Raw genomic sequence first — 21,552 nt, 5'->3', positions numbered from 1 at the left:
CATCCGGGAGCCACGAAGGCAGACGGACGATTCCACGGAGGAGAGGGCTTCTCCTGCCCAAGGGCCTACTTCAGCAGCTGGCGCGCCATGACCATGCGCTGGATCTGGTTGGTGCCCTCGTAGATCTGGGTGATCTTGGCGTCGCGCATCATGCGCTCCACCGGGTAGTCGCTGGTGTAGCCGTACCCGCCGAGGAGCTGCACCGCGTCGGTGGTGATCTCCATGGCCGCGTCGGAGGCGGCGCACTTGGCGGCGCTGGAGAAGAACGTCAGGTCGGCCTGCGGCTCGCCGTGCATGGCCAGCTCGGACCGGGCGGCGGCGGCGTAGGTGAGCTGCCGGGCGGCCTCCAGCTTCATCGCCATGTCGGCGAGCATGAACTGCACGCCCTGGAACTCGGCGATGGCCTTGCCGAACTGCTTGCGCTCCTTGACGTAGCCGACCGCGTAGTCGAGGGCGCCCTGGGCGATGCCCAGCGCCTGGGCGGCGATCGTGACGCGGGTGTGGTCGAGCGTGGCCAGAGCGGTCTTGAAACCGGTGCCCGGCGCGCCGATCATGCGGGACGCCGGGACCCGGACGTCCTCGAGGATGACCTGGCGGGTCGGGGAGCCCTTGATGCCGAGCTTCCTCTCCTTGGGCCCGAAGCTGACGCCCTCGTCGCCCTTCTCCACCACGAACGCGGAGATGCCGCGCGCCCCCGCGCCCGGCTCGGTCACGGCCATCACCGTGTAGTACTCCGACACCCCGGCGTTGGTGATCCACATCTTGGCGCCGTTGAGCACGTAGTGGTCGCCGTCGGCCACGGCGCGGGTCTTCATCGAGGCGGCGTCGCTGCCCGCCTCGGCCTCCGACAGGGCGTAGGAGAACATCGCCTCACCTCGCGCGACCGGCGCGAGGTAGCGCTGCTTGAGCTCCTCCGACGCCGACAGCAGCAGCGGTACGGTGCCCAGCTTGTTGACCGCGGGGATCAGCGAGGACGACGCGCAGGCCCGCGCCACCTCCTCGATGACGATGACGGCCGCCAGGGCGTCGCCCCCCGCGCCGCCGTACTCCTCGGGAACGTGGATGGCGTGCAGGTCGGCGGCGACCAGCGCCTTGTAGACGTCCCAGGGGAACTCCCCCGTCTCGTCGGCCTCGGCCGCACGGGGGGCGATCTTCTCGTCGGCGAGGGCGCGGACGGTCTCCCTGAGCATCTGGTGCTCTTCAGGCAGGGCGTAGAGAGGGAAGCTCATGGGCAAATAGTAGGACGTCCAACAATGTATGGACCGATCCATCCCGTGTGAGATGCATCGCTGCCTGTTTGTGCAGGTGGCAAAGTGGTCTCCTAGGATGCCGATACCCTGACGGCACAGAATCGGGCAGAACCGAAAGGAACGCCAGTGGCCTACCGCCTCACGATGGTGGGAACCGGATACCTGGGTGCGACGACGTCCGCGTGCATGGCGGAACTGGGCTTCGAAGTCCTCGGCGTCGACGTCGACGCCGAGAAGATCGCTCGGTTGCAGGCCGGGGACCTGCCCATCCACGAACCCGGCCTGGAGGAGATCCTGCGGCGCAACATCGCCGCGGGCAGGCTGCGCTTCACCACCTCCTTCGAGGAGGCCGCCGCCTTCGGCGACGTGCACTTCCTGTGCGTCGGCACTCCTCAGAAGGCCGGCGAGTACGGAGCCGACGTCTCCTACCTCGACGCCGCGATCGAGGCTCTGGCCCCGCACCTGGATCGCGAGTGCCTGGTCGTCGGCAAGTCCACCGTCCCGGTGGGCACCGCCCAGCGCCTGGCCGACAAGCTGGCCCGGCTGGCGCCCATCGGCGCCGGAGCCGAGCTGGCGTGGAACCCGGAGTTCCTGCGCGAGGGCTACGCCGTCCAGGACACCCTGCGGCCCGACCGGATCGTGCTGGGCGTGGCCTCCGACAAGGCCGAGAAGGTCATGCGGGAGGTGTACGCCTCGATGCTGGAGGCCGGCACCCCGCTGGTGATCACCGACTACCCGACCGCCGAGCTGGTCAAGGTCGCCGCCAACGCCTTCCTCGCCACCAAGATCTCCTTCATCAACGCGATGGCCGAGGTCTGCGAGGCCGCGCACGCCGACGTCAAGCAGCTCTCGCAGGCCCTGTCCTACGACGACCGCATCGGGGGCAAGTTCCTCAACGCCGGTCTGGGCTTCGGCGGCGGCTGCCTGCCCAAGGACATCCGCGCCTTCATGGCCCGCGCGGGCGAACTCGGCGCCGACCAGGCGCTGACGTTCCTGCGCGAGGTGGACATGATCAACATGCGCCGCCGGGCCCGCATGGTCGACCTCGCCCGCGAACTGGCCGGCGGTTCCTTCCAGGGCTGCTCGATGACCGTGCTGGGCGCCGCGTTCAAGCCGAACTCCGACGACATCCGCGACTCGCCCGCGCTCGACGTCGCCGTCAAGATCAGCGAGCAGGGGGGCCGGGTCACCGTCTACGACCCCATCGCCCAGGAGAACGCCCGCCGCGCCCACCCGCACCTGTCGTACGGCGAGTCCGCGATGGAGGCGGCCCGCGGGGCCCACGTCGTGCTGCTGCTCACCGAGTGGCGGGAGTTCGTCGAGCTGGACCCCGAGGAGCTGGGCGCCGTCGTGGCCTCCCGCAAGATGGTGGACGGCCGCAACGCCCTCGACGCCGAGCTCTGGCGCAACGCCGGCTGGCACTACCGCGCCCTCGGCCGCCCGTGACCGGGCCGCACCGGCCGGAGGCGGCACCCGCCGGACCGCCGTGGTCCCCATCAGCGTGATCGTGGCCGCCGTCACGGGGTGCCGGCGCGGACGCGTGTCCTGACCGCCCGGTGCGGGGTCCCGCGGAACGGGACCCCGCACCGGGCGGTCCGGCGTCAGCCTCCCTGGACGCGCCCTTCGGGGCCCGCGTCGTTCTGACCACCCTGGGGCCTGGCCTCGGGGCCCGCGTCCCCGCGGGGATCCACGGGTTCCGTGCCGCCCCGGGGGTCGGCCTCGGGGCCCGCGTCGCCGCCGCCGTAGCGTCGCTGGACGGCGTCGACGCCCTTGCCGATCTGCTCGTCGTACTTGTGGCCGGTCCGCTCGCCGGCGAACTCCTCACCCCGGTCGAGCACCTGGTCGGCCTGGTCCGGGTGTTCCCTGGCGAGGTCCTCGGCCTTCTTCGCCCAGTCTCCGATCCCGCTCATGACGACCCCTCCCTCTCGTCCTGTACGGCCTCAGGGCGGGCCCTACCCGCCTCGGGCGAGGGCACACACCGCCTCCCGTCGTGCCGGGAAAGTAGAGTGGCGCGATCACCGCGACCGCCAAGGAGCCGCTCATGATCACTGACCCGACGCTCGCCCGGATCGGCGAGGCGGCGGTGTTGAACCACCACCGGGGTCAGCGGGAGGCCGCCCGCGACCTTCTCGCACGGATCTGGGGTGACATCGGCGGCGAGCAGGGCGATCCGCTGCACGTCTGCGTCCTCGCCCACTCGATGGCCGACACGCAGGACGACGTGCACGAGGAGCTGATGTGGGATCTGCGGGCGCTCGCCGCCGCCGACCTGGTCACCGACGAGCGGGCGGCCGAGGCCGGGGTGACGCTCTCGGTGGCCGGCCTGTATCCGTCGCTGCACCTCAACCTGAGCGACTGCTACCGCAGGCTGGGCGATCTCGACCGCGCCCGTGAGCACCTCCGGCGAGGACGGGCCATGATCGGCGCGCTCGGCGACGACGACTACGGGAGGCTCATCAGGGGCGGCCTGGAGCGGCTGACCAAGGAACTGGGCGACACCGCCTGACCGCGCACCCGCCGACGGGTGCGGCGGCGATCGGGTCTCAGCGAAGAGCCGCGGCGGCCTGGGCGACCAGCCAGCGTTCCGCCTGCTCGTAGGTCCAGCCGTTGTCATCGACCATGGTGAAATAGCCGGAGTATCCGAAGTAGAACCAGAGGATGTCGGTCGCCTCCGCGACGGTCATCCCCGCCCGCAGACCACCGACGTCGCGGAGCCGGACGGCGACGGCTTCGATGGCATCGCGGTAGCGTCTCGTGGCCACCCGCAGGTCCTCGGCGAGCCCGGTGTCGTGCGGCGCGGTCGTCAATATCAGCCGCACGATGTCGCCGTACGTCTCACGCATGTCCCGGACCACGGACGCCGTGCGCCGCAGGATCTCGTCCGGGTCGGTGAGGGTCTCCTGCCGGGAGAGGGTCTGCGCGATGATCGGCGCCTGGCTCCACCGGTCCACCAGCGTCCGGATCAGCCCCCGCTTGCCGCCGGTCACCGCGTACACCGTGGCCGGTGCGACGCGGGCTTCCGCCGCGATGTCCTCGACCTTCGTCGCGAAGTATCCGTTGCGGGCGAAGAGCAGACGCGCCGCGTCGATGATGGCGGCGTGGGTGGCCGCGGCGTACTCGGCCCGGCGGCTTCTCGGCGGTTCGGTCATGGCCATCCGAGCATAGCCTGCGCCACTCATCAGAGTTTGGCTCTGATGAGTATGCGGTTACTCTGGCGACATGAGCGACATGCTGACATCCGGAGCGGAATATGAAGCAGCCCTGAAGATCTGGAACGGCGCGGTGACCAGCCGTCCGCTCGCCGTCCTCCGATGCGCCGACACGGCTGACGTCCAGGCCGGGGTCCGGGCCGCCCGGGAGAGAGGTCTCCCGCTGTCGGTCCGTGGCGGCGGGCACGACTGGGCCGGTCGCGCACTGGCCGACGGCGGGCTGACGCTCGACCTGAGCCCGATGCGACAGGTGAGCGTCGACCCGGCCACCGCGGTCGCCACCGTGGCGGGCGGCGCCACCTCGGCCGACGTGGCCGCGGCCGCGCAGCGGGCCGGCCTGGTCGCGGTGACCGGGACGGCCGGTTCGGTCGGGATGGCCGGCCTGACGCTCGGTGGTGGGTACGGGCCGCTCAGCGGCCGGTTCGGCCTCGCCGCGGACAACCTGCTGTCGGCCGACGTGGTGCTCGCCGACGGCACGCTGGTCACCGCCGACGAGGAGCACGACCCCGAGCTGCTCTGGGCCCTGCGCGGCGGTGGAGGCAACTTCGGCGTGGTCACCACGATGCGGATCAGGCTGCACACGGTGCCGGCGATCCTGGCCGGAATGATCATGTTTCGGTTCGACGTCCTGCCGGAGCTGGAGGAGTCACTGCTGCGCGGGCCGGACGAGCTGACCGTGCAGGCCGGCTTCATCACCGCCCCGACCGGTGAGCCGGCGCTCTTCGCCGCACCGACCTGGTGCGGCGACCCCGAGGCCGGGACCCGGGTGCTGCAACGGCTCACCGAACTCGGCGAACCGCTGACGGCGCAGGTCGGCCCGGTCACGATGACCGATCAGCTCGCCCAGATCGACGCGATGTTCCCGCCCGGCCGCCACGTCGAGATCGGGACGAGCACGGTCACCGGACTCGACCGGACGGTCCAGGAAGTCCTGACCGACACCGCGAGCGCCATGACCTCGCCGTTCTCCGGGATCTCGCTGCACAGCCTCCACGGGGCGGCCGCCCGTGTCCCCGCCGACGCCACCGCATTCCACAACCGGACGCCGCACCTGATGATCGAGACCATCGCGGCCTGGGAACCGGGAGACCCCGCCGAGGACCGGCACCGGGCCTGGGTGCGGGGAACCGACCGGCTTCCGGGCGGCTACCCCAACCTGCTCGGCCCGGAGGACACCGAGCGCACCGCCGCCGCCTTCGGACCGAACGCCGAGCGCCTGCGCGCCGCCAAACAGCGGTACGACTCCGGCCTCGTGTTCCAGGCCCCCGGAAGGCTCTGACAGCCGGTATCCGCGACGTGACCGCCGCATGACGCGTACCCCGGCGGTCCTGGCCGTGGTCCACGATCAGGTGCGGGCGCCGGTCAGGCCGGCCTGGACGCGGGGCGTGAAGGAGCCGGGGAACCCGTGCCTGCGCCGCGGAGACCGCGGTCCGGAACGGGTTCCCCGGGGGCGGCTCGACCGTGCCTTCACGGGATGGTCTTCACTGGAGCCGATGGGGTAGCACGGCGGCGGAGAAGCGCCGCCGGACGGAGGAACGACGTGACCTGGAGCACCCGCGAGATCGCCCAACTCGCCGGCACCACGCTGCGGGCGGTACGGCACTACCACGAGGTCGGGCTGCTGGCGGAGCCGCACCGGCTCGCCAACGGCTACAAACAGTACGGGGTCGCTCACCTCGTCCGGATACTGCGCATCAAGCGCCTGACGGACCTCGGGTTCTCGCTGTCCCAGATCGCGGCCATGGACGACACCGATGACCATCCGGTGGAGGCCCTGCGCAGCCTCGACGCCGAACTCGCGGTCACCATCGAACGGCTCCAACGCGCCCGCCTCGAACTCGGTTTCCTCCTGCGGCAGTCCACCCCGACCGAACTGCCGTCCGGCTTCGCCGCACCCGATGCCGTGGCGAAGATGCCGCACGCGGACCGCTCGTTCGTCGTCGTGCTGACCCGGATCCTGGGCGAGGAGACCATGCGCGCCTGGACGGACATGCTGCGCGAACCCGCCACCGACCCGGTCGCCGAGCGGTTCAACACCCTCCCCCCTGACGCCGACGAGCAGACCCGCATCGCCGTGGCCCGAGACATGGCGCCCTACGTACGCACGCTGTACGCGAAGCACCCCGAAGCGAAGATCACGAACGCCGGCAGCCGGTACAGCAAGCGCTACGTCGAGCAGATCGTCGACAAGGCCCTGGCAGAGCTCTACAACCCCGCGCAGCTGGACGTCCTCCGGCGCACCGGCCGACTGCTGTCCGACACGGACGGCTGAGGCCATCACCGCGGAACGCGGCGGTCGCCCGGCATCCGATCGCGCCGCCGCTGCCGCGGGCGAAACGCCGCAGGATTCGGGCGTACAGACGGGCGGCGCCGGGTGAGACGTCCGGGGCCGCGGCGGCCGGGGACGTCTCACCCGGCGGGTTCGTCCCGGCCGAGGATGACGTCGACACGTTGCGGGACGTCGATCTGCGCGGGGTTGTACAGCTCGACGACCCCGGCCGACATTCCCCCACATGCCGGCATTCCACACCATGCCCTCGGGGCACAGTCAACGCGAGTCGCTCCGGCAGGTCCTGTCACCGGCCGGCATCGTGCCGTCGACCAGGTAGGACGTGGTCACGTTCAGTGCGCAGGCGTTGCCGCCGAGCACGTAGACGCCGTGCCCGCTCTCGTCGGCGACCACCAGCCGGGAGCGCTTCTCGAACTTCTCCCGCAGCAGCCTGCCACCCGCGAGCGGGGTGACCGGGTCCCGCCGGTTCTGCAGGATCAGCACGTTGCGCGGCCCCTGGTCGTTGATCTTGACGGGCGGCTCGGCCGGCTCGTGCTTCCAGAAGGCGCACGGGATGATGTTGGCGCTGGCCGCGCCGAACAGCGGGTACCGCTCGCGGTCCTGCGTGACGGCCCGCCGGTAGGTGTCCACGTCCTCGGGCCACTGACGATCGTTGCAGGTCACGGCAAGATACACGGTGAAGGCGTTGTCCGCCGGGTTGGGAGCCGCCGTCTTCGGCGCCTTCGTCGCCTTCGGCGGCGTCTGGCCGGGCTTCAGCAACGCCTGCCAGCCCTGGGCGAGGGGGCCGTACTGGAGCTTGTTGTAGAGGGAGGCGAAGGTGAACTGCCGGAAGGCGGGACCGGTGATCCCGTCGGGGGACGGTGTGCGGTCGAGCCGTTCGGCGATGGCGAAATACGTCCTGCGCACCTGCTGCGGTGTACGGCCCAGGCCGTAGGAGTCGTGTCGCTTCGCCGCCCACTTCGCGAAGTCGGGGAACGCCTGTTCCATGCCGAGCGCGTACCGGCGCAGGCCGGCCCGGTCGAGGTGGGTGTCGCCGATGTTGCTGTCCAGCACGACCCGGTCGGTGGTCGCCGGGAACATCGAGGCGTACGCCGCACCCAGCGCCGTACCGTAGGACGCCCCGTAGAAGCTGGCCTTCTTCTCGCCGAGGGCGGCGCGGATGCGGTCCAGGTCGCGCGCCATGTTGGCGGTGCTCAGGTGCCGCAGGCGCCCGCCGGTGTCCTTGGCGGCGCACCGGGCGGCGACGTCCTTGGCGACCTCCGCCTGCCGGGTCACGGCCGCGTCGTCGGCCGCGTACGGCGGGATGTTGGCCCAGTAGGCGTCCCCGGCGGTGAAGCCGCAGCTCACCCGAGCCGAATGGCCGACACCCCGGGTGTCCATGCCGATCAGGTCATAGGCGTCCGTGACGCTGGACGGCAGTCCCTTCGAGAACAGGAGCGCCGGCTGGTCCAGCCCGGTGCCGCCCGGACCGCCCGGGTTGAACATCAGCACACCGCGCCGCTTGTCCGGATTCGTGCTCGCGATCCGCGACACCATGATCTCGATCTGGGTGCCGTCCGGGTCGCCGTAGTCCAACGGAACCGGCACCTTCGCGCACCGCACCATCCCCTGCGCCGCCGGCGCCACCACCACGTCGGCCGGACACGCCGCCCACGCCGGCCCCGCGGCGGGTTTCCCCACCGCCGCCGCCCCGGTCGTCGCCGGAATCACCGCGACCAGGGCACCGGCCAGCCCCAGCGCCCCCACCAGGGCCGTACCACGCCTTCGAAACATCATCGCCTCCTGTCCCGCCCCCTCAGCGGGGGCTCGTCCCCCATCTGAAACCGTGCCCTCAGGTCATGGTCAAACGGACACCGGGCAGGTCTTCCCCGGACGGCCCCGAAACCCCGCCGGGGCGGCGCCGATCGTCTGGACCGTCAGGAAGCCGCCGCCGCGGGCTCACGGCCGTACGCCACCGCGTCACACGGCGCGGGCCCGGCCGTGTCACCGCCGAACGTCCCATGTGAGGTCACGGACCGTCCCCGGAAGGTCACACCCGCACGAAGTTGAGTGTGCCGCCACGGCATGGTGTCTCGTTGAGGGTTCAACCTGCTGAACCGATCGACTCCGAAGGAATCCCATGCCCCTGTTCGACCCCGGCGCGTCCACGGACCGGTCCCGTTCACTCGTCCCCCGGCTCACCGCGGGTCGCGTCGGCGCCGCCCCGGCGGCGGCGGTGGTGCTCGCGCTGGTCGCCGCCTGCACGAGCACCCCGACGTCGGCGGATCGCAAGCCGCAGCCGTCCTCCGCCGGGCTGGATGCCTACTACGGGCAGAAACTGTCCTTCGGCTCGTGCGAGGGCTACGCCACCACGCCGGGGCAGAAGAAGCTCTACGTCAATCCCTTCGAGTGCGCCCGGCTGAAGGTGCCGCTGGACTACCAGGAGCCGAACGGCAAGGCCATGCAGGTCGCGGTGCTCCGGCTTCCCGCCCAGGGGGACCCCGGACAGCGCATCGGGTCACTGGTGCTCAACCCGGGCGGTCCGGGTGGTTCAGGCATGGTCCAGGCGACGAGCTTCGCCGCCGCGTACGCGAAGAGCCCACTGCTGCAACGGTTCGACGTCGTGGGGTTCGATCCGCGCGGGGTCGGGTCGTCGACCCCCGCGATCAGCTGTTTCACCGACGCCGAACGCGATCGCGGCGAGGACCAGACCACGCTGCTGGCCTCCGCGGGTGAATGGGCCGAGGACGACACCCGGCGCCTGGCGGAGCGCTGCGCGAAGGGCTCGGGCGGGAAAGAGGTCCTGGCAGCGGTCGGCACCCGCAACGCCGCCCGGGACATGGACGTCCTGCGCTCGGCCCTGGGGGACGAGAAACTGACCTACGCGGGCCAGAGCTACGGCACCCGGCTCGGCGCGGTCTACGCCGAGATGTTCCCCCAGAAGGTACGGGCGCTGGTGCTGGACGGCGTGGTGGACCCCACCGCGGAGAACCCGCGGCGGCGGCTCACCCAGCAGGCCGGCTTCCAGAAGAACTTCGAGAAACTGGCGGCCTCCTGCGCCGCCGGCAAGGACTGCCCGCTGGGCGACGACCCGGCCAAGGCCACGGAGGCCTTCCAGAAACTGGTCCGGCCGCTGATCGACAAGCCCGTCCCCGCCGGCAAGGGGCGCACGATGAACTTCAACCAGGCCGTCGGGAGCGTCACCGCCGGCCTCTACTACCCCGAGGCCTGGCCCGTGCTCATCAAGGGCCTCGCCCAGCTCAAGAAGGGCGACGGGACGCAGATAACGAAGGTGGGCGACCTGTTCGGCGGCCGGGACGCCTCCGGCGTCTGGGACAACTTCCTGGAGGCCAACCTCGCCATCAACTGCAACGACGAGGCGCGCCGCACCCCGGAGGAAGAAGCCCGGCTGCGCGCCGACATCATCAAAACCAGCCCGTACGTGGACAGCGGCGAGAAGGTCGAAGGCGTCACCCGGGACGCGTGCGAGTCCTGGCCCGGCGAGCCCAGCCTCGGCATCCCCTACGCCCAGGACGTCAAGGACCTGCCCGGCACCCTGATCATCTCCGTCACCGGCGACCCGGCCACCCCCTACGCGGCCGGCAAGGTCCTGGCCGACGCGATCGGCGGCACCGTGCTCACCGTCGAGGGCGCGCGGCACACCGTCGCGCAGGAGGGGGTCAACCCCTGCGTCAACGCCGCCTTCGCCGACTACCTCATCGATCTGAAGCTCCCCGCGGAAGACCGGCACTGCCGGCTCTGAACAGGACCGCCGGTCATCGATCTGGATTTCCCGGGCAGGAATCCGGCGCCAGGAGACCGAGCGGTCCGAGCACCGACGCGCCCGGCCCATCGACACGAAGGACGGCATGCACAACCCTCAAGCACACCCGGTCATGCGCTCGCTGGGAGCGTTCGAACACATCATCGACCTCTACATCGGCCGTAACCCGGTGCAGTTCTCACTCGCCGTCGAACTCGGGTCGCCCGTCTCGGCGCAGCGGCTGGAGGACGCGCTCGCACACCTCCAGAAGACGCACCCGCTGCTCACCGCCGGCATCGACCGCACCGGCGACCGCCCGGTGTTCCGGGGGTCTGCCGAGACCATCCCCGTCCGGCAGGTCCGCGGCGGCGACTGGCGCGAGGCGGCGGCACAGGAGCAGACCCGCCCCATCGACGCCGGCGGGAGTCCCCTGGCACGCGCGACGCTCGTGAGCGACGCCTCCGGTGACCACGGAACCGTCGTCCTCCTGACGTTCTCCCACCAGGTCACCGACGGACGCGGCGCGCTGCGCGCGGCACACGACCTCCTCGCGATCCTCGACGGGCGGACGCCCCCGGCCCGGCCGGTGCCCATCGATCAGGAGAGCCTGCTGGAGCGCCTGCCCCGGGCGGAGCGGCCGGCCGATCACACCCCCGCCCCCGCTCCTCCGGCGGAGGCGGCCGATCACGTCCCGGACGCTCCGGCGGATCCGGCCGCCGCCACGATCCGCCCGTTCGACGCCACGGCGCCGAGCGTCGAGGTCGCCGAACTCGACCCCGCGACCACCGGACACCTCCGCTCGACCGCCCGCGTCCACGGGTCGACCGTCCAGGGCGCGCTCTGCGCCGCCGCCGCGCAGGCGCTCTCCGCGCGCACCGGTGCCGAGAGCATCCGCATCAACGTTCCCATCGACCTCCGCTCGGCGCTGGGCCTCGATGACGACGTCGTCAACCGCTTCACGGCGACGACCGTGGTTCTGCGGGAACCCGCGCGCGGCACACTCTGGTCCCTCGCGAAGGACGCGACCGCGCAGCTGCGGGCGGCACGCGACGCCGCCCGCGACGCGGCGCTCATGCTCGCCTCGCTCGACCCCGCCGACGCCCTGGAGGCGGAGGCGGCGATGCTCGCCGCCACCTCCGCCGACCTGGAGATCACCAACCTGGGAATCTCCGAGCCCGGCACGCCGTCCGCGGTCGCGATCTGGGGCCCGACGATGACGACGCAGGTCCGCGACGAACGGATCCTCGGCGTCGTCACGCACGCCGGATCACTGCGGATGGCGCTGACGACGCACGGCGACACGAGAGGTCTCCCCGCCGACATCGCCGGCCGCCTCACACACTGCGGGGTCGTTGAGGGGGCCGACGCTCTGCGGACGTAGTACGGCGCGCCCCGGACATCGGGTCCGAGACGACGGGTGACGGCTCCGCGGGCGGCGGGGCCGTCACCCGTCCGTCAGCCGTCGAGCTGCACACCGCCCACGAAGGCGTACCGCTCCGTGCGGGTGAAGAACGGCCTCGGCCCGTCCGCCGGCGCCGTACAGGTCACGGTGCCCCCATGCCCACCGGCGAGGGCCGACGCCGCCACGCGGCGAGGAAGCGGACGACGACGAGGCCGGCGGCCACCGCGGCCGCCGCCAACACGATCGCCTGCCCCATGGCCTCGATCCGCTCGTTCCTGCCGGGCGGAAGCACGACCATCTGCACGGCGGCGCCGACCGGCACGACCAGCCTCGCGAGCAGACCGGCCACGTCCGGCCGCCGGGCGCAGGCGCCCACGGCTCCCAGGGGCGCACCGAAGAGGATGCTGGTGACCCACCAGAAGAGAGGTTCGGACTCGTACCAGGAGGACAGCGGCCCACCGCCCCGGACGGTGTCCACGAAGCTGTAGGCCGCCGTGGCGGCGAGCAGGGCCAGGGCGGCGGCGGCAGCGGCCCGGACCGCCGTCCCGGGACGGTCCTCTCCGGCGCACGCGACCAGCCAGCCGATGAGGACCGCGAACCCCGCCCACGCCCAGCCGGAGTCCACCAGCACGCTCACGATCTCCAGCGCCGAGACCCCGCCGGTGGTGGCGGCCCGGCTTTCGAGATCCGCGTAGTGGTTGGAGAGGACGTTGGTCAGGGAGGTCGCCGCGCCGAAGCCCGCTCCGGCCGCGAGGGCGCCCGCCAGGATCTTCACGAGGCGCGCCGTACCCGGTCCGGTCCGACGTCGGGAACTGTTTCGGTGGTCTTCGGTCACGGGCGCCTTTCTACCGCACCCGCCACGAGCCGGGAGACGGCCGGTCCGACGGCCCCGGCGAGGGGTGCAACAAGATCATGGTGCTCCTTCGATGCCGTCGAGAGAGGCGTGCGGCAAGTGACGGGAGGATGCCCGATATGGTGAAAGCGCTCAACGTGTCTGAGGGGAAGACCATGAACCAGCCACCTGAACTGAGGCCCTTGATCGACGACTCCCGTGACGTCCGTTCGCCGCAGCAGTACGCCGACGAGATGTCCATGAACGAGATCTCGGGGACGATCTCCGGCATTGAGGACGCCATCATCCGTGCTGGTAAAGCCCGGAAAAATGTCAGCCGCATGGTGGACAATCCCAACCTGGTGGTCGCCCTCGACTCAGCGATCACCCAGCTGGAATCCGTTCGCCGGGAGCTGTTCCAGGCGACCCACTTCGGGGGCGACCAGCAGCGGATGTTCTGATGCCAGGAGGCGGCGTTGCGCAGCGGTGAAGAGATCCAGTCCGCCCTACGGGACTTCGTCTCCCGGTGGAAGGACTACCAGGGCACTGAGCGATCAGAAGCTCAGACATTCCTGAACGAACTCTTCGCCTGCTACGGCAACGACCGCAAGGCGGCCGGCGCCGTGCTGGAGGACAACAAGTCGTCCCAGGGCTTCATGGACCTCCACTGGTCCGGTGTGTGCATCATCGAGATGAAGGCCCCCAGCCAGGCAGGCCGCCTCGACCAGCACCGCAAGCAGGCTCTCGCCTACTGGCGGGAGTCCTCGGACTCCGACGAGAACCGCGCGGCACCGCCTTACGTCGTGCTCTGCGCGTTCCACCGCTTCGAGGTGTGGGAGCCGGGGCGCTTTCCGAAGGCGCCCCGAGCGGTGCTGTCCCTCGAAGAGCTGCCGGACAAGTACGAGACGTTGCAGTTCCTCGCGGGCGGTGACGAGGAACCGATCTTCGATGTCGCCGACCGGGGTCTGACCACCCAGGCCGCCTCCACCATGGCGAAGCTCTACCAGAGCCTGGTGTCCAGGCGAGCGGCATCACGCGAGAAGATTGGAGCGTTCGTCCTCCAGACCGTCTGGGTCATGTTCGCAGAAGACTTCGGCATGATCCGGGGCAACGCGATGAAGCACCTCGCCAAGGCCGTGCTCGACCACCCGAAGATATGGAACACCTATATCGCCCTGGGCGGCCTGTTCGACGCCCTCGGCGATCCCGATTACCGCGTGCGCACCGACCCCCTCAGGGGAGTTCCCTACGCCGGTGGCGATCTCTTCTCACGGCCATCGAAGATCGACCTCACCGAAGACGAGCTGAGGATCCTCCTCGAGGCCTGCGGATACGACTGGCGAGAGGTCAACCCCACCATCTTCGGCTCGTTGATGGAGGGTTTCCTCAGCAATGAGGGCCGCCACGAGCTCGGCGCCCACTACACCCATGAGTCGGACATCATGAAGATCGTACGGCCGGTGATCGTGCGACCGTGGACGGAGCGGATCGAGGCGACGACCACCCCGGCCGAGGCCCGGCAGGTGCTCGACGAGCTCTGCGAGTTCCGGGTGCTCGACCCCGCCTGCGGCTGCGGCAACTTCCTCTACATCGCCTACCGGGAGCTTCGCACCCTGGAACGCGAGCTGAAGCTGCGTATGGTGCGTCTCTCCGAGGAAACCGGGCTTCCGGTGCCTCCCGGCGTCCCGCCGTACTTCCCGCTGCGCAACATGCTCGGCATAGAAATGAACAGCGTCGCGGCCCAGATCGCCCGCCTGACGCTCTGGATGGGCCAGCGGCAGATGATCGAGCGCTTCGGACCCGCGGAGAACCCGCTTCCGCTCCCGGAACTTGCGGGCATCCAGCGCGGAGATGCCCTGCTCGCCCCCTGGCCGGAGGTCGACTGCGTGATCGGCAATCCACCCTTCCTCGGGTCACAGCAGCTTCGTTCCTCCCTCGGTGACGAGACGGTGAAGTGGCTGCAGAGAACCTTCAACACCGGGATCAAGGACTACTGCGTCTACTGGTTCCGTAAAGCCAACGATCACCTGAAGCCGGGCCAGCGCGCGGGCCTCGTCGGCACGAACTCCATCTCGCAGAACCGGGCCCGCTCGGCGAGTCTTGAGTACATCACCGCCCACGGCGGCGTGATCACCGATGCGGTCTCCAGTCAGAAGTGGCCGGGCGAGGCCAAGGTACACGTCAGCTTGGTGAGCTGGATAAAGCGTCCGGAGGCCCAGCCGGCCGAGTTCCTGTTGAATGGCCGTCCCGTTTCAGGCATAACGGCCGAACTCCGGTCGGCAGAGGAGTCCACAGCAAGCAGCCATGAACTTCCCGCCAATAAGGGCCGCTGTTTCCAAGGGGTGATCCCCTCGGGGGACTTCTTCATCAGCGACGAGGAAGCACGGAGACTTTTATCGCATTCGACTCCACGATATCGCGATGTGATACGTCCCTATCTCATCGGCGAGGACATCGCAGAACACCCTCAGCAGCAGGCCACCCGCTGGATCATCGATTTCGCCAACATGCCGCTGGAGAGCGCGATGCGCTACCCGGAGGCGCTTGAGATCGCACGGCTGAAGGTGAAGCCCAAGCGGGCAACCAACAACCGGAAGATCTACAGGGAGCGCTGGTGGCAGTTCGCGGAGGGCCGACCTGGAATGCGCCAGGCCCTCGACGGACTTCCACGCTATATAGCAGGCGTCCGCATAGGGAAGCGACCATTGTTCACATGGGTGGACCCTTGGACGTGTCCAAGTGATCTCACCAATGTCTTCGCCCTTGACGACGACTACTCAATGGGCATCCTTTCCTCTTCCACGCACATGGCATGGGCGTGGGCTAAGAGCTCCACCCTCAAGGGCGACATCCGCTACACACCAACGACGGTCTTCATGACGTTCTCCTGGCCAGATCCCGTGAGCAAGGAAATCGCGAAACGGATCGGGGAAGCGGCCCAGAAGATCATCGAGTGTCGGCAGAAGATCTGCGCTGAGGAGAACTTCGGTCTCACGCGGCTCTACAACCTCGTAGAGGAGGGTGCCTACACCGACCTCAAGGCGCTCCACAGAGAGCTGGACGAGGCGGTTGCAGCCGCATATGGCTGGCCGAGCGCCGTGGCTCACAATCCTCAGGAGATCGTGGCCCGGCTGCTCAAGCTCAATGAGGAGATCGCCACGGGGCGGCGCCCCTACGCTCCCTTCGGCATCGGAGACGACCAGGGCACCCTGGACATCGGGGTCTGAAGCGAAGACGGGTGACGGCCCCGCGAGTCGCGGGGCCGTCACCCGTCCGTCAGGCGTCGAACTCGCCGAGCTTCACTCCGCCCACGAAGGCGTCCCACTCCGCGCGGGTGAAGAGCAGCTTCGGCCCGTCCGGGTCCTTGGAGTCGCGCAGCGCGTACAGCGGGCCGAAGTCGGCCTTGTGGCCGGCGGCGGGGGCGTCCACCACCGCCATCTCCACGCAGTCACCGCCGTTGTCGCTGCTGAGGGACGCCTTGCGCCAGACGGCCCTGCTCAGGTCTGCTTCCATGTCTCCATCACCTTCGTCATCAGGTCGATGCTCGCCCGCGGAGGCAGGGCCTCCGTGCGGAGCTCCTCGAAGCGGGTGCAGATCTCCGCGACGTCGCGGGGGTGGTCGGTGACGTGCCCCTCGGCGGCGCAGTCCACGTAGACAGTATCCGCGGCGCCCTCGGCCCCCGCTATCACGAAAGCCCCACTCAATCCGGCCGTGACGGTGACATCCCCCGGCACGATCTGGAGTGAGACCCACCGGTTCTCCCGCATCGTCGCCAGGATGGCGGCGATCTGCTCGTGCATGACCTCCGGGCCGCCGATGCGGCGGTGCAGCACGCTCTCGTCGATCACCGCCCAGAGCAGCGGCGGCCGGGCGCCCCGCAGGAGGTTCTGGCGCTCCATCCGGCCCGCCACCAGCTCGTCGGCCCGGTCCTCGGGCATCCCGCGCCGCCCGGTCAGCAGGGCGCGGGCGTAGGCCGGGGTCTGGAGCAGACCGGGGAGGACCAGCGGCTGCCAGCTCTTGAGGACGGCGGCCTCGCGCTCGATCTCCACCCACGGCCGGAACCACGAGGGGTAGACCTCCTGCCGGAGCAGCGGCCAGGCGCGCATCAGCGCGCCGCCGGTGTCGAGCGCCCGGTCGCATCGCTCGGTGAAGTCGCGGGACGGGCTGCGCTTGGCGGTCTCCACCATGCCGACCAGGGCGGTGGAGTAGGCGATCTCCTCCGCCAGCCGTTCCTGCGTCCATCCCGCCTGGTCACGCAGGCGGCGCAGTTCGGCGGCGAAGAAGGCGAGCGGACCGGACCCGCCGTCGATCACACGCGAGGGGGGCATGGGGACTCCTGTCTCACGCCGGGACCACGCCGGAACGGCTCCCGGAGCACGTCCGCCGAGGTGGTCGTCGTTTTCTTACGGAAGGTAACCACTTCCTGTCACGCTGTGAAGGCGTTCGGGGAAACCCGGCGCGAAGGCGGCTCCGCCCTCCGCTGGAGGGGGGAGGGCGGAGCCGCCGCCGCACGTCCGGCCGTGGTCCCCCGCCACAGGCCGGATCCCGTCCCCGGATGAGGTGCCCACCGCCGGGGACCCGCTCTTCCGGTCGCCTTCCAGCCCCCTGGGAGCGGCCGGGAGAGCGGCCGCCCGTCACTGCTCACCGCACCGGAGCCGATCATGTCCGTGACCGAAGACCCGGCGGCCGTCGCCGTCGCCCACCTCAGGACCCTGCGCGAACTCCTCGCACGGTACGGCCTGCACGCGCGGGTCCGGGTCGCTCATCGGCGGCCTCCCCGGCTGGTCGTGATCAACCCGGCCGCCCCCGTCCTCTCCGAGGACGTCTACGCGACGCCCCACGCGGAGGGCTGGTGCTACCGGTGGTCGTGGGCGGAGCCGATCTGCCCGGTGGAGGACGCCGACGACGCCGCCCGGCGGATCCGCCACGTCCTGACCCCGGCGGGAGAAGGCTGACCCGACTGAAGGGCGGCGGGGGAATTGCCGATGCGTGACTGATTCGGCGGGACACCGGTCTTCCGTAGCGTTCTGAGCCACGGGGGCGAGCACATCGCCCCGGGAGGGTTCCGGACGGCGACGAGCGCGCCCCCGGAGCGTTCCGTCAGCGGGAACGAACGCGTCCCCCGAGAACCCGGCCGGTTCCCCGATGCCCCGGCCAGTGAGGAGATCGACATGCCGTACTTCGAGACCGCCGACGGCACCCGCCTGGCCTATGAGGACTACGGCACCGGCGCGCCGATCGTGTTCGTCTCCAGCTGGGTGCTGAACAGCGACATGTGGGAGTACCAGGTGCCGTTCTTCGCCGAGCGGGGATACCGCTGCGTGCTCCTCGACCGCCGGGGCCACGGCCGCTCCGACCGTCCCTCGACCGGATACGACATCGACACCCGGGCCGACGACCTCGCCACCCTGATCGAGCACCTCGACCTGCGGGAGGTCACGCTGGTGGGGCACTCGGCCGGCGGCGGCGAGATCGCCCGCTACCTGGCCCGGCACGGCGAGGACCGCGTCGCGCGCGTGGCGTTCGTCGCGGCGATCCTGCCGTTCCTGAAGCTGACCGACGACAACCCCGGCGGCGTCCCCGAGGAGATGAGCGAGGCCACGGTCACCCAGTTCCAGACGGACCGGCCCAAGTGGTTCGCCGACCGGGCGCAGGGCTTCTTCGCCACCCACCTGGGCAACGACGTCTCCCCCGCACTGATCGACCTCACGATGCGGCAGTGCCTGAGCGCGTCCCCCTGGGCCACGACCGCCGTCTGGCGGGAGACGTTCTCCTCCGACCACCGGGACGCGCTGCGCGGGATCACCGTCCCGACGCTGATCGTCCACGGCACCGCCGACCAGTCGGCGCTGGTCGAGATCACCGGCCGGCGTACGGCGGAGCTCATGCCGGACGCCGTCTACAAGGAGTACCCGACCGCGGGCCACGGACTGTACGTGACGCACAAGGACCAGCTCAACGCCGACATCCTGGAGCTGATCAAGGGCTGACCTGGGTCCGCCCGCCTTCGGGCCGGCCACCGTACGAAGGACCGGGCGGCGGGCCGTACGGAGGGCCGCCCGCGTTCGCGGAGGTCAGGAGGGTCCCACCTCGGTGGGGCCCTCCTTCCAGCATTTCCACCAGGTCAGTCGTCGAACTCGCCGAGCTTCACGCCGCCCACGAAGGCGTCCCACTCCGCACGGGTGAAGAACAGCTTCGGCCCGTCCGGGTCCCTGGAGTCGCGCAGCACGTACAGCGGGCCGAGGTCGGCCTTGTGGCCGGTGGCCGGGGAGTCCACCACCGCCACCTCGACGCATTCACCGTCGTCGTCCCCGGAGGTCGCCCTCCGCCAGACGGCGCCGCTCAGATCCGCCTCCATGTCGCACCGCCTTCGCCGTGGGTCCGGCGCCCGTCCGGGGCGCTCCTTGGTATCCCGGTCAGTATCCGGGCCGTCCCCCTCACCCGCAACGGCTTGCGGTCAATCCACCGTACGCCGGGCCGGGTGGAACGACCGGTTCCGGGCCGGCCCGCCGGGATCACACCCGAACGCTTTGCGGCCAATCTCTCACGCAAAGTAACCGACTCGTGCCACGCTGTGAAGCGCAGTTCGACGAGCGACCGGAGGGACGGCGGCATGGCCGAAACGGCTGACCACACCTTCCGATCATGAAACGCCCGCGCCGCCGGGTTCCGGGTGATGGCGGCGGCGCGGGTCACGCTCCGGGAGGGCACGGCGCGGACGACCGTCGGCCGCCCCTTCCGGTGAAAGCCGGTGGCTCCGTTCCCTCACCGGAGGAGGGAGGGAGCGGGGCCACCACCACGCGTCCTGCCGGGCGCCTTCCACCACCGTCCGGCCGGACCGTCCCCGATGGAGTCCCCCACCCAGCGGAGACCCACCCGGCGACGTGCCCCGTCCACGCGCCCCCGAGACGGGCGGCGGCACGCGAACCCGACGCCCATCCCTTTCCGCACGGAGCAGATCATGACCATCATCACCGACGACGCCCCGGCCGCGACGGCCGCGGGGCCTCGTCCCGGAGCCGCGGTCCATCGGGGGAAGACTCCGGACACGCACGTCCATGACGGTCCGGAGGCAGCTCCGGACCCCGGTCCCACCGGGGCGGTCCCCGGCCGCCCCGGCACGGCGCTCGCGCCCGGCGGCCCGAGCGACCCGCACGGCCTGAACGGCCTGAACGGCCCGAGCAGCCTGAGCGACCCGAACGACCCGAACGGCCTGAGCGGCCCGAACGGCCCGGAGGCGATGCCCGCCCCGGACGGCCGGGGAACGGCGGACGTCCCGGAGAGCGGGCACGGCCTCGGCCCCGCGGGCGACCTGGAGGCGCTGGCCGAGTCCCTGGAGCGGCGGGGGCTGCTCGGACGGGTCCGCGTGGCCTACCGCCGTCCTCCCCAGCCGGTGAGGACCGATCCCGAACTGCGCGCCCTCACCGAAGAGGTCCGCGCCGCATCCCGTGAAGAAAGCTGGTGGCAGCAATGGTCCTGGACAGAGCCGACCGCGCCGGCAGGCGAGGCGGGCACCGCCGCGGCGATCCACCCCCCGCTGCCCGCGCAGCGGCGGGACGAGAGCAGTCCCTCGACTCCGCGGTCGAGGTGGACGGACTCCACCCTGACGAGGCGGCCCGCCCCGGATGGGTGGTCCTCTGGCGCCGATGGGCCCGCTCGTTCTGGGCGTTCCCCTGCTGGATCACCGACGACCCCCGGCCCGTCGAGGCGGGACGGGTGAGCGAGTTGCTGTCCCTGATGACGGAGGTCGAGGTCGCCGACGCCGCTCGGCGGCGCGACCTCGGCGGGTAGGGGCGCCGGGAGAACGAGGGACGCCCGGTCGGGGGAAGCGGCCGGAGCCGTCCGCGTCGCGTCTCCGCCGTCCATGCGGTCCGGAGATCACCGCACCGCGTCGTGGCCGCTCAAGCGCCCGGTGACCATTCAGGCTCGGCTGCGGGTCCGGCTCCGGGCGACGGAATCCCGCCATAGGATCCGCCGAAATCTGCCAATCTGATCTACAGGCGTCTATCATCTCGGGATATTCAAGGTTACGGGGCGGCAGCGAATACGAGAGATGAACCGGTGAACGACGGATTCCCGCAGACCATCAAGGCGATGGCGCATGAGTACAACCGGCAGGCCGCGCGCCTGCGTCAGGTGTACAGCGAACTGGCCGAGCTCACCGCGACCGCGCGGTCGGACGACCAGATGGTCACGGTGACCGTGGGGCCACGGGGGCAGATTCAGGACATCGAGCTGGATCCCCGGGTGTACCGGAAGCTCTCTCCGTCGGAGCTGTCACAGTCGATCATGGAGCAGATCGGGGCGGCCGTGGCCCAGACGGCGGAGCGCACCAAGGAGCTGATGGAGCCGTTCCTGCCGGCGGGTCTGCCGTACGAGCAGGTCTTCGGTGAAGAGGCGAGCCTGGAGTCGTTCCTGCCTCAGCCGGTCGACCTCCGGCGGTTCGAAGAGGGAGCGAACGGGTGACCACCGGCCCCGACGACGGCTACGGGAGCGAGACAGGACTGTCCGGAAGCGGAGGAACAGGTTCGGACGGGTACCGGGCCGAGTGGGAAGAGCTCCGGAACCGATCGCTGTGGGCCGACGACAGTGCACTGCGACTGGACGACGAGCGCCACCTCCTGTCCGACGTGTTCTTCCGGGAGGGCAACCCCCTGGGCAGCGACCAGTACGGTGCGGCCCTGGAGAAGAACCTCTACACGATCAGGGAAGGCATCTTCGGTGCCTTCTACACCGCCATCGGACAGGCTGAGGACATCCGCGACGGACTGCGGGACAACGCCTCGACGTACGAATCGGCAGAGTCTGCGACGGATTGGTGACCGGC

At 70.5% G+C, this 21,552-nt stretch carries 21 protein-coding genes; 13 read left to right on the top strand and 8 right to left on the bottom strand.

Features of this window, described 5'->3' with window-relative positions:
• Positions 1 to 65 precede the first annotated feature (65 nt).
• On the bottom strand, positions 66 to 1,229 hold the full coding sequence (locus tag ACZ6W9_RS01410) for an acyl-CoA dehydrogenase family protein (RefSeq protein ID WP_362928971.1): 1,164 nt from the start codon (positions 1,227 to 1,229) through the stop codon (positions 66 to 68).
• 147 nt (positions 1,230 to 1,376) lie between these two features.
• Between ACZ6W9_RS01410 and ACZ6W9_RS01405 the strand changes: the two genes are divergently transcribed.
• Positions 1,377 to 2,696: a UDP-glucose dehydrogenase family protein gene (locus ACZ6W9_RS01405; protein WP_389958583.1), complete on the top strand. Its 1,320-nt coding sequence runs from the start codon at positions 1,377 to 1,379 to the stop codon at positions 2,694 to 2,696.
• A 155-nt stretch (positions 2,697 to 2,851) separates the two neighbouring features.
• Here the strand turns inward: ACZ6W9_RS01405 and ACZ6W9_RS01400 are convergent, their stop codons facing one another.
• Positions 2,852 to 3,160: an antitoxin gene (locus ACZ6W9_RS01400; protein ID WP_362928967.1), complete on the bottom strand. Its 309-nt coding sequence runs from the start codon at positions 3,158 to 3,160 to the stop codon at positions 2,852 to 2,854.
• Positions 3,161 to 3,291: 131 nt separating this feature from the next.
• Here ACZ6W9_RS01400 and ACZ6W9_RS01395 point away from each other — a divergent pair, with 131 nt between their 5' ends.
• The gene (locus tag ACZ6W9_RS01395) at positions 3,292 to 3,756 is read left to right on the top strand and encodes a hypothetical protein (RefSeq protein WP_389958581.1); all 465 of its coding nucleotides are present in this window, start codon (positions 3,292 to 3,294) and stop codon (positions 3,754 to 3,756) included.
• 37 nt (positions 3,757 to 3,793) lie between these two features.
• On the opposite strand, the gene ACZ6W9_RS01390 is transcribed toward ACZ6W9_RS01395, so the two are convergent.
• Positions 3,794 to 4,399 (bottom strand): TetR/AcrR family transcriptional regulator, encoded by a 606-nt coding sequence (locus tag ACZ6W9_RS01390; RefSeq protein ID WP_470116530.1) that lies wholly within the window; start codon positions 4,397 to 4,399, stop codon positions 3,794 to 3,796.
• Between the two features lie 70 nt (positions 4,400 to 4,469).
• On the opposite strand from ACZ6W9_RS01390, the gene ACZ6W9_RS01385 reads away from it, so the two are divergent.
• Both ACZ6W9_RS01385 and ACZ6W9_RS01380 read left to right on the top strand, forming a co-directional pair.
• Positions 4,470 to 5,738 (top strand): FAD-binding oxidoreductase, encoded by a 1,269-nt coding sequence (locus tag ACZ6W9_RS01385; protein ID WP_389958576.1) that lies wholly within the window; start codon positions 4,470 to 4,472, stop codon positions 5,736 to 5,738.
• Positions 5,739 to 5,999: 261 nt separating this feature from the next.
• Entirely contained in the window at positions 6,000 to 6,731 is a 732-nt protein-coding gene (locus ACZ6W9_RS01380) for a helix-turn-helix domain-containing protein (protein ID WP_389958573.1), read from the top strand.
• Positions 6,732 to 7,007: 276 nt separating this feature from the next.
• On the opposite strand, the gene ACZ6W9_RS01375 is transcribed toward ACZ6W9_RS01380, so the two are convergent.
• Positions 7,008 to 8,525, bottom strand: a complete 1,518-nt coding sequence (locus ACZ6W9_RS01375) for an alpha/beta hydrolase (RefSeq protein WP_389958571.1) — start codon at positions 8,523 to 8,525, stop codon at positions 7,008 to 7,010.
• A 343-nt stretch (positions 8,526 to 8,868) separates the two neighbouring features.
• Here ACZ6W9_RS01375 and ACZ6W9_RS01370 point away from each other — a divergent pair, with 343 nt between their 5' ends.
• Positions 8,869 to 10,491 (top strand): alpha/beta hydrolase, encoded by a 1,623-nt coding sequence (locus tag ACZ6W9_RS01370; protein ID WP_470116529.1) that lies wholly within the window; start codon positions 8,869 to 8,871, stop codon positions 10,489 to 10,491.
• A 106-nt stretch (positions 10,492 to 10,597) separates the two neighbouring features.
• Positions 10,598 to 11,872: a phthiocerol/phthiodiolone dimycocerosyl transferase family protein gene (locus ACZ6W9_RS01365; protein ID WP_470116528.1), complete on the top strand. Its 1,275-nt coding sequence runs from the start codon at positions 10,598 to 10,600 to the stop codon at positions 11,870 to 11,872.
• A gap of 163 nt (positions 11,873 to 12,035) precedes the next feature.
• Here ACZ6W9_RS01365 and ACZ6W9_RS01360 read toward each other — a convergent pair whose 3' ends face one another.
• On the bottom strand, positions 12,036 to 12,668 hold the full coding sequence (locus ACZ6W9_RS01360) for a hypothetical protein (RefSeq protein ID WP_389958564.1): 633 nt from the start codon (positions 12,666 to 12,668) through the stop codon (positions 12,036 to 12,038).
• A gap of 197 nt (positions 12,669 to 12,865) precedes the next feature.
• Here ACZ6W9_RS01360 and ACZ6W9_RS01355 point away from each other — a divergent pair, with 197 nt between their 5' ends.
• The gene (locus ACZ6W9_RS01355) at positions 12,866 to 13,186 is read left to right on the top strand and encodes a hypothetical protein (protein ID WP_470116527.1); all 321 of its coding nucleotides are present in this window, start codon (positions 12,866 to 12,868) and stop codon (positions 13,184 to 13,186) included.
• A 15-nt stretch (positions 13,187 to 13,201) separates the two neighbouring features.
• Positions 13,202 to 15,952, top strand: coding sequence for a DNA methyltransferase (locus ACZ6W9_RS01350; protein ID WP_470116526.1), 2,751 nt, complete (start codon positions 13,202 to 13,204; stop codon positions 15,950 to 15,952).
• A gap of 49 nt (positions 15,953 to 16,001) precedes the next feature.
• On the opposite strand, the gene ACZ6W9_RS01345 is transcribed toward ACZ6W9_RS01350, so the two are convergent.
• A complete protein-coding gene (locus tag ACZ6W9_RS01345; RefSeq protein WP_470116525.1) occupies positions 16,002 to 16,238 on the bottom strand; it encodes a DUF397 domain-containing protein in 237 nt (78 codons plus the stop codon).
• Positions 16,223 to 17,053, bottom strand: a complete 831-nt coding sequence (locus ACZ6W9_RS01340) for a helix-turn-helix domain-containing protein (RefSeq protein ID WP_470116524.1) — start codon at positions 17,051 to 17,053, stop codon at positions 16,223 to 16,225. Before ACZ6W9_RS01340 ends, ACZ6W9_RS01345 begins: the two co-directional genes overlap by 16 nt.
• A gap of 333 nt (positions 17,054 to 17,386) precedes the next feature.
• Here ACZ6W9_RS01340 and ACZ6W9_RS01335 point away from each other — a divergent pair, with 333 nt between their 5' ends.
• On the top strand, positions 17,387 to 17,680 hold the full coding sequence (locus ACZ6W9_RS01335) for a hypothetical protein (RefSeq protein ID WP_470116523.1): 294 nt from the start codon (positions 17,387 to 17,389) through the stop codon (positions 17,678 to 17,680).
• 216 nt (positions 17,681 to 17,896) lie between these two features.
• Positions 17,897 to 18,715 carry an alpha/beta fold hydrolase gene (locus ACZ6W9_RS01330; protein WP_389958561.1) on the top strand — a complete coding sequence of 273 codons (819 nt, stop codon included), beginning with the start codon at positions 17,897 to 17,899 and terminating at the stop codon, positions 18,713 to 18,715.
• Between the two features lie 134 nt (positions 18,716 to 18,849).
• Here the strand turns inward: ACZ6W9_RS01330 and ACZ6W9_RS01325 are convergent, their stop codons facing one another.
• A complete protein-coding gene (locus ACZ6W9_RS01325; RefSeq protein ID WP_389958559.1) occupies positions 18,850 to 19,083 on the bottom strand; it encodes a DUF397 domain-containing protein in 234 nt (77 codons plus the stop codon).
• A gap of 1,103 nt (positions 19,084 to 20,186) precedes the next feature.
• Here ACZ6W9_RS01325 and ACZ6W9_RS01320 point away from each other — a divergent pair.
• The 3 genes from ACZ6W9_RS01320 (at position 20,187) to ACZ6W9_RS01310 (ending at position 21,547) form a co-directional block, all read left to right on the top strand.
• A complete protein-coding gene (locus ACZ6W9_RS01320) occupies positions 20,187 to 20,516 on the top strand; it encodes a hypothetical protein (RefSeq protein WP_389958556.1) in 330 nt (109 codons plus the stop codon).
• Between the two features lie 270 nt (positions 20,517 to 20,786).
• The gene (locus ACZ6W9_RS01315; RefSeq protein ID WP_470116522.1) at positions 20,787 to 21,191 is read left to right on the top strand and encodes a YbaB/EbfC family nucleoid-associated protein; all 405 of its coding nucleotides are present in this window, start codon (positions 20,787 to 20,789) and stop codon (positions 21,189 to 21,191) included.
• Positions 21,188 to 21,547 (top strand): hypothetical protein, encoded by a 360-nt coding sequence (locus ACZ6W9_RS01310; protein WP_389958551.1) that lies wholly within the window; start codon positions 21,188 to 21,190, stop codon positions 21,545 to 21,547. Before ACZ6W9_RS01315 ends, ACZ6W9_RS01310 begins: the two co-directional genes overlap by 4 nt.
• Positions 21,548 to 21,552 lie beyond the last annotated feature (5 nt).

Source organism: Streptosporangium sp. NPDC053982 (assembly GCF_055585205.1).
This window is presented reverse-complemented; position numbering and strand designations above follow the sequence as displayed.

Excerpts from the sequence above, each read along its gene's own strand:
- ACZ6W9_RS01410 (WP_362928971.1), bottom strand. The coding sequence starts at position 1,229 with ATGAGCTTCCCTCTCTACGCCCTGCCTGAAGAGCACCAGATGCTCAGG.
- ACZ6W9_RS01400 (WP_362928967.1), bottom strand. The coding sequence starts at position 3,160 with ATGAGCGGGATCGGAGACTGGGCGAAGAAGGCCGAGGACCTCGCCAGG.
- ACZ6W9_RS01395 (WP_389958581.1), top strand. The coding sequence starts at position 3,292 with ATGATCACTGACCCGACGCTCGCCCGGATCGGCGAGGCGGCGGTGTTG.
- ACZ6W9_RS01390 (WP_470116530.1), bottom strand. The coding sequence starts at position 4,399 with ATGACCGAACCGCCGAGAAGCCGCCGGGCCGAGTACGCCGCGGCCACC.
- ACZ6W9_RS01385 (WP_389958576.1), top strand. The coding sequence starts at position 4,470 with ATGAGCGACATGCTGACATCCGGAGCGGAATATGAAGCAGCCCTGAAG.
- ACZ6W9_RS01375 (WP_389958571.1), bottom strand. The coding sequence starts at position 8,525 with ATGATGTTTCGAAGGCGTGGTACGGCCCTGGTGGGGGCGCTGGGGCTG.
- ACZ6W9_RS01370 (WP_470116529.1), top strand. The coding sequence starts at position 8,869 with ATGCCCCTGTTCGACCCCGGCGCGTCCACGGACCGGTCCCGTTCACTC.
- ACZ6W9_RS01365 (WP_470116528.1), top strand. The coding sequence starts at position 10,598 with ATGCACAACCCTCAAGCACACCCGGTCATGCGCTCGCTGGGAGCGTTC.
- ACZ6W9_RS01355 (WP_470116527.1), top strand. The coding sequence starts at position 12,866 with ATGGTGAAAGCGCTCAACGTGTCTGAGGGGAAGACCATGAACCAGCCA.
- ACZ6W9_RS01345 (WP_470116525.1), bottom strand. The coding sequence starts at position 16,238 with ATGGAAGCAGACCTGAGCAGGGCCGTCTGGCGCAAGGCGTCCCTCAGC.
- ACZ6W9_RS01340 (WP_470116524.1), bottom strand. The coding sequence starts at position 17,053 with ATGCCCCCCTCGCGTGTGATCGACGGCGGGTCCGGTCCGCTCGCCTTC.
- ACZ6W9_RS01335 (WP_470116523.1), top strand. The coding sequence starts at position 17,387 with ATGTCCGTGACCGAAGACCCGGCGGCCGTCGCCGTCGCCCACCTCAGG.
- ACZ6W9_RS01330 (WP_389958561.1), top strand. The coding sequence starts at position 17,897 with ATGCCGTACTTCGAGACCGCCGACGGCACCCGCCTGGCCTATGAGGAC.
- ACZ6W9_RS01325 (WP_389958559.1), bottom strand. The coding sequence starts at position 19,083 with ATGGAGGCGGATCTGAGCGGCGCCGTCTGGCGGAGGGCGACCTCCGGG.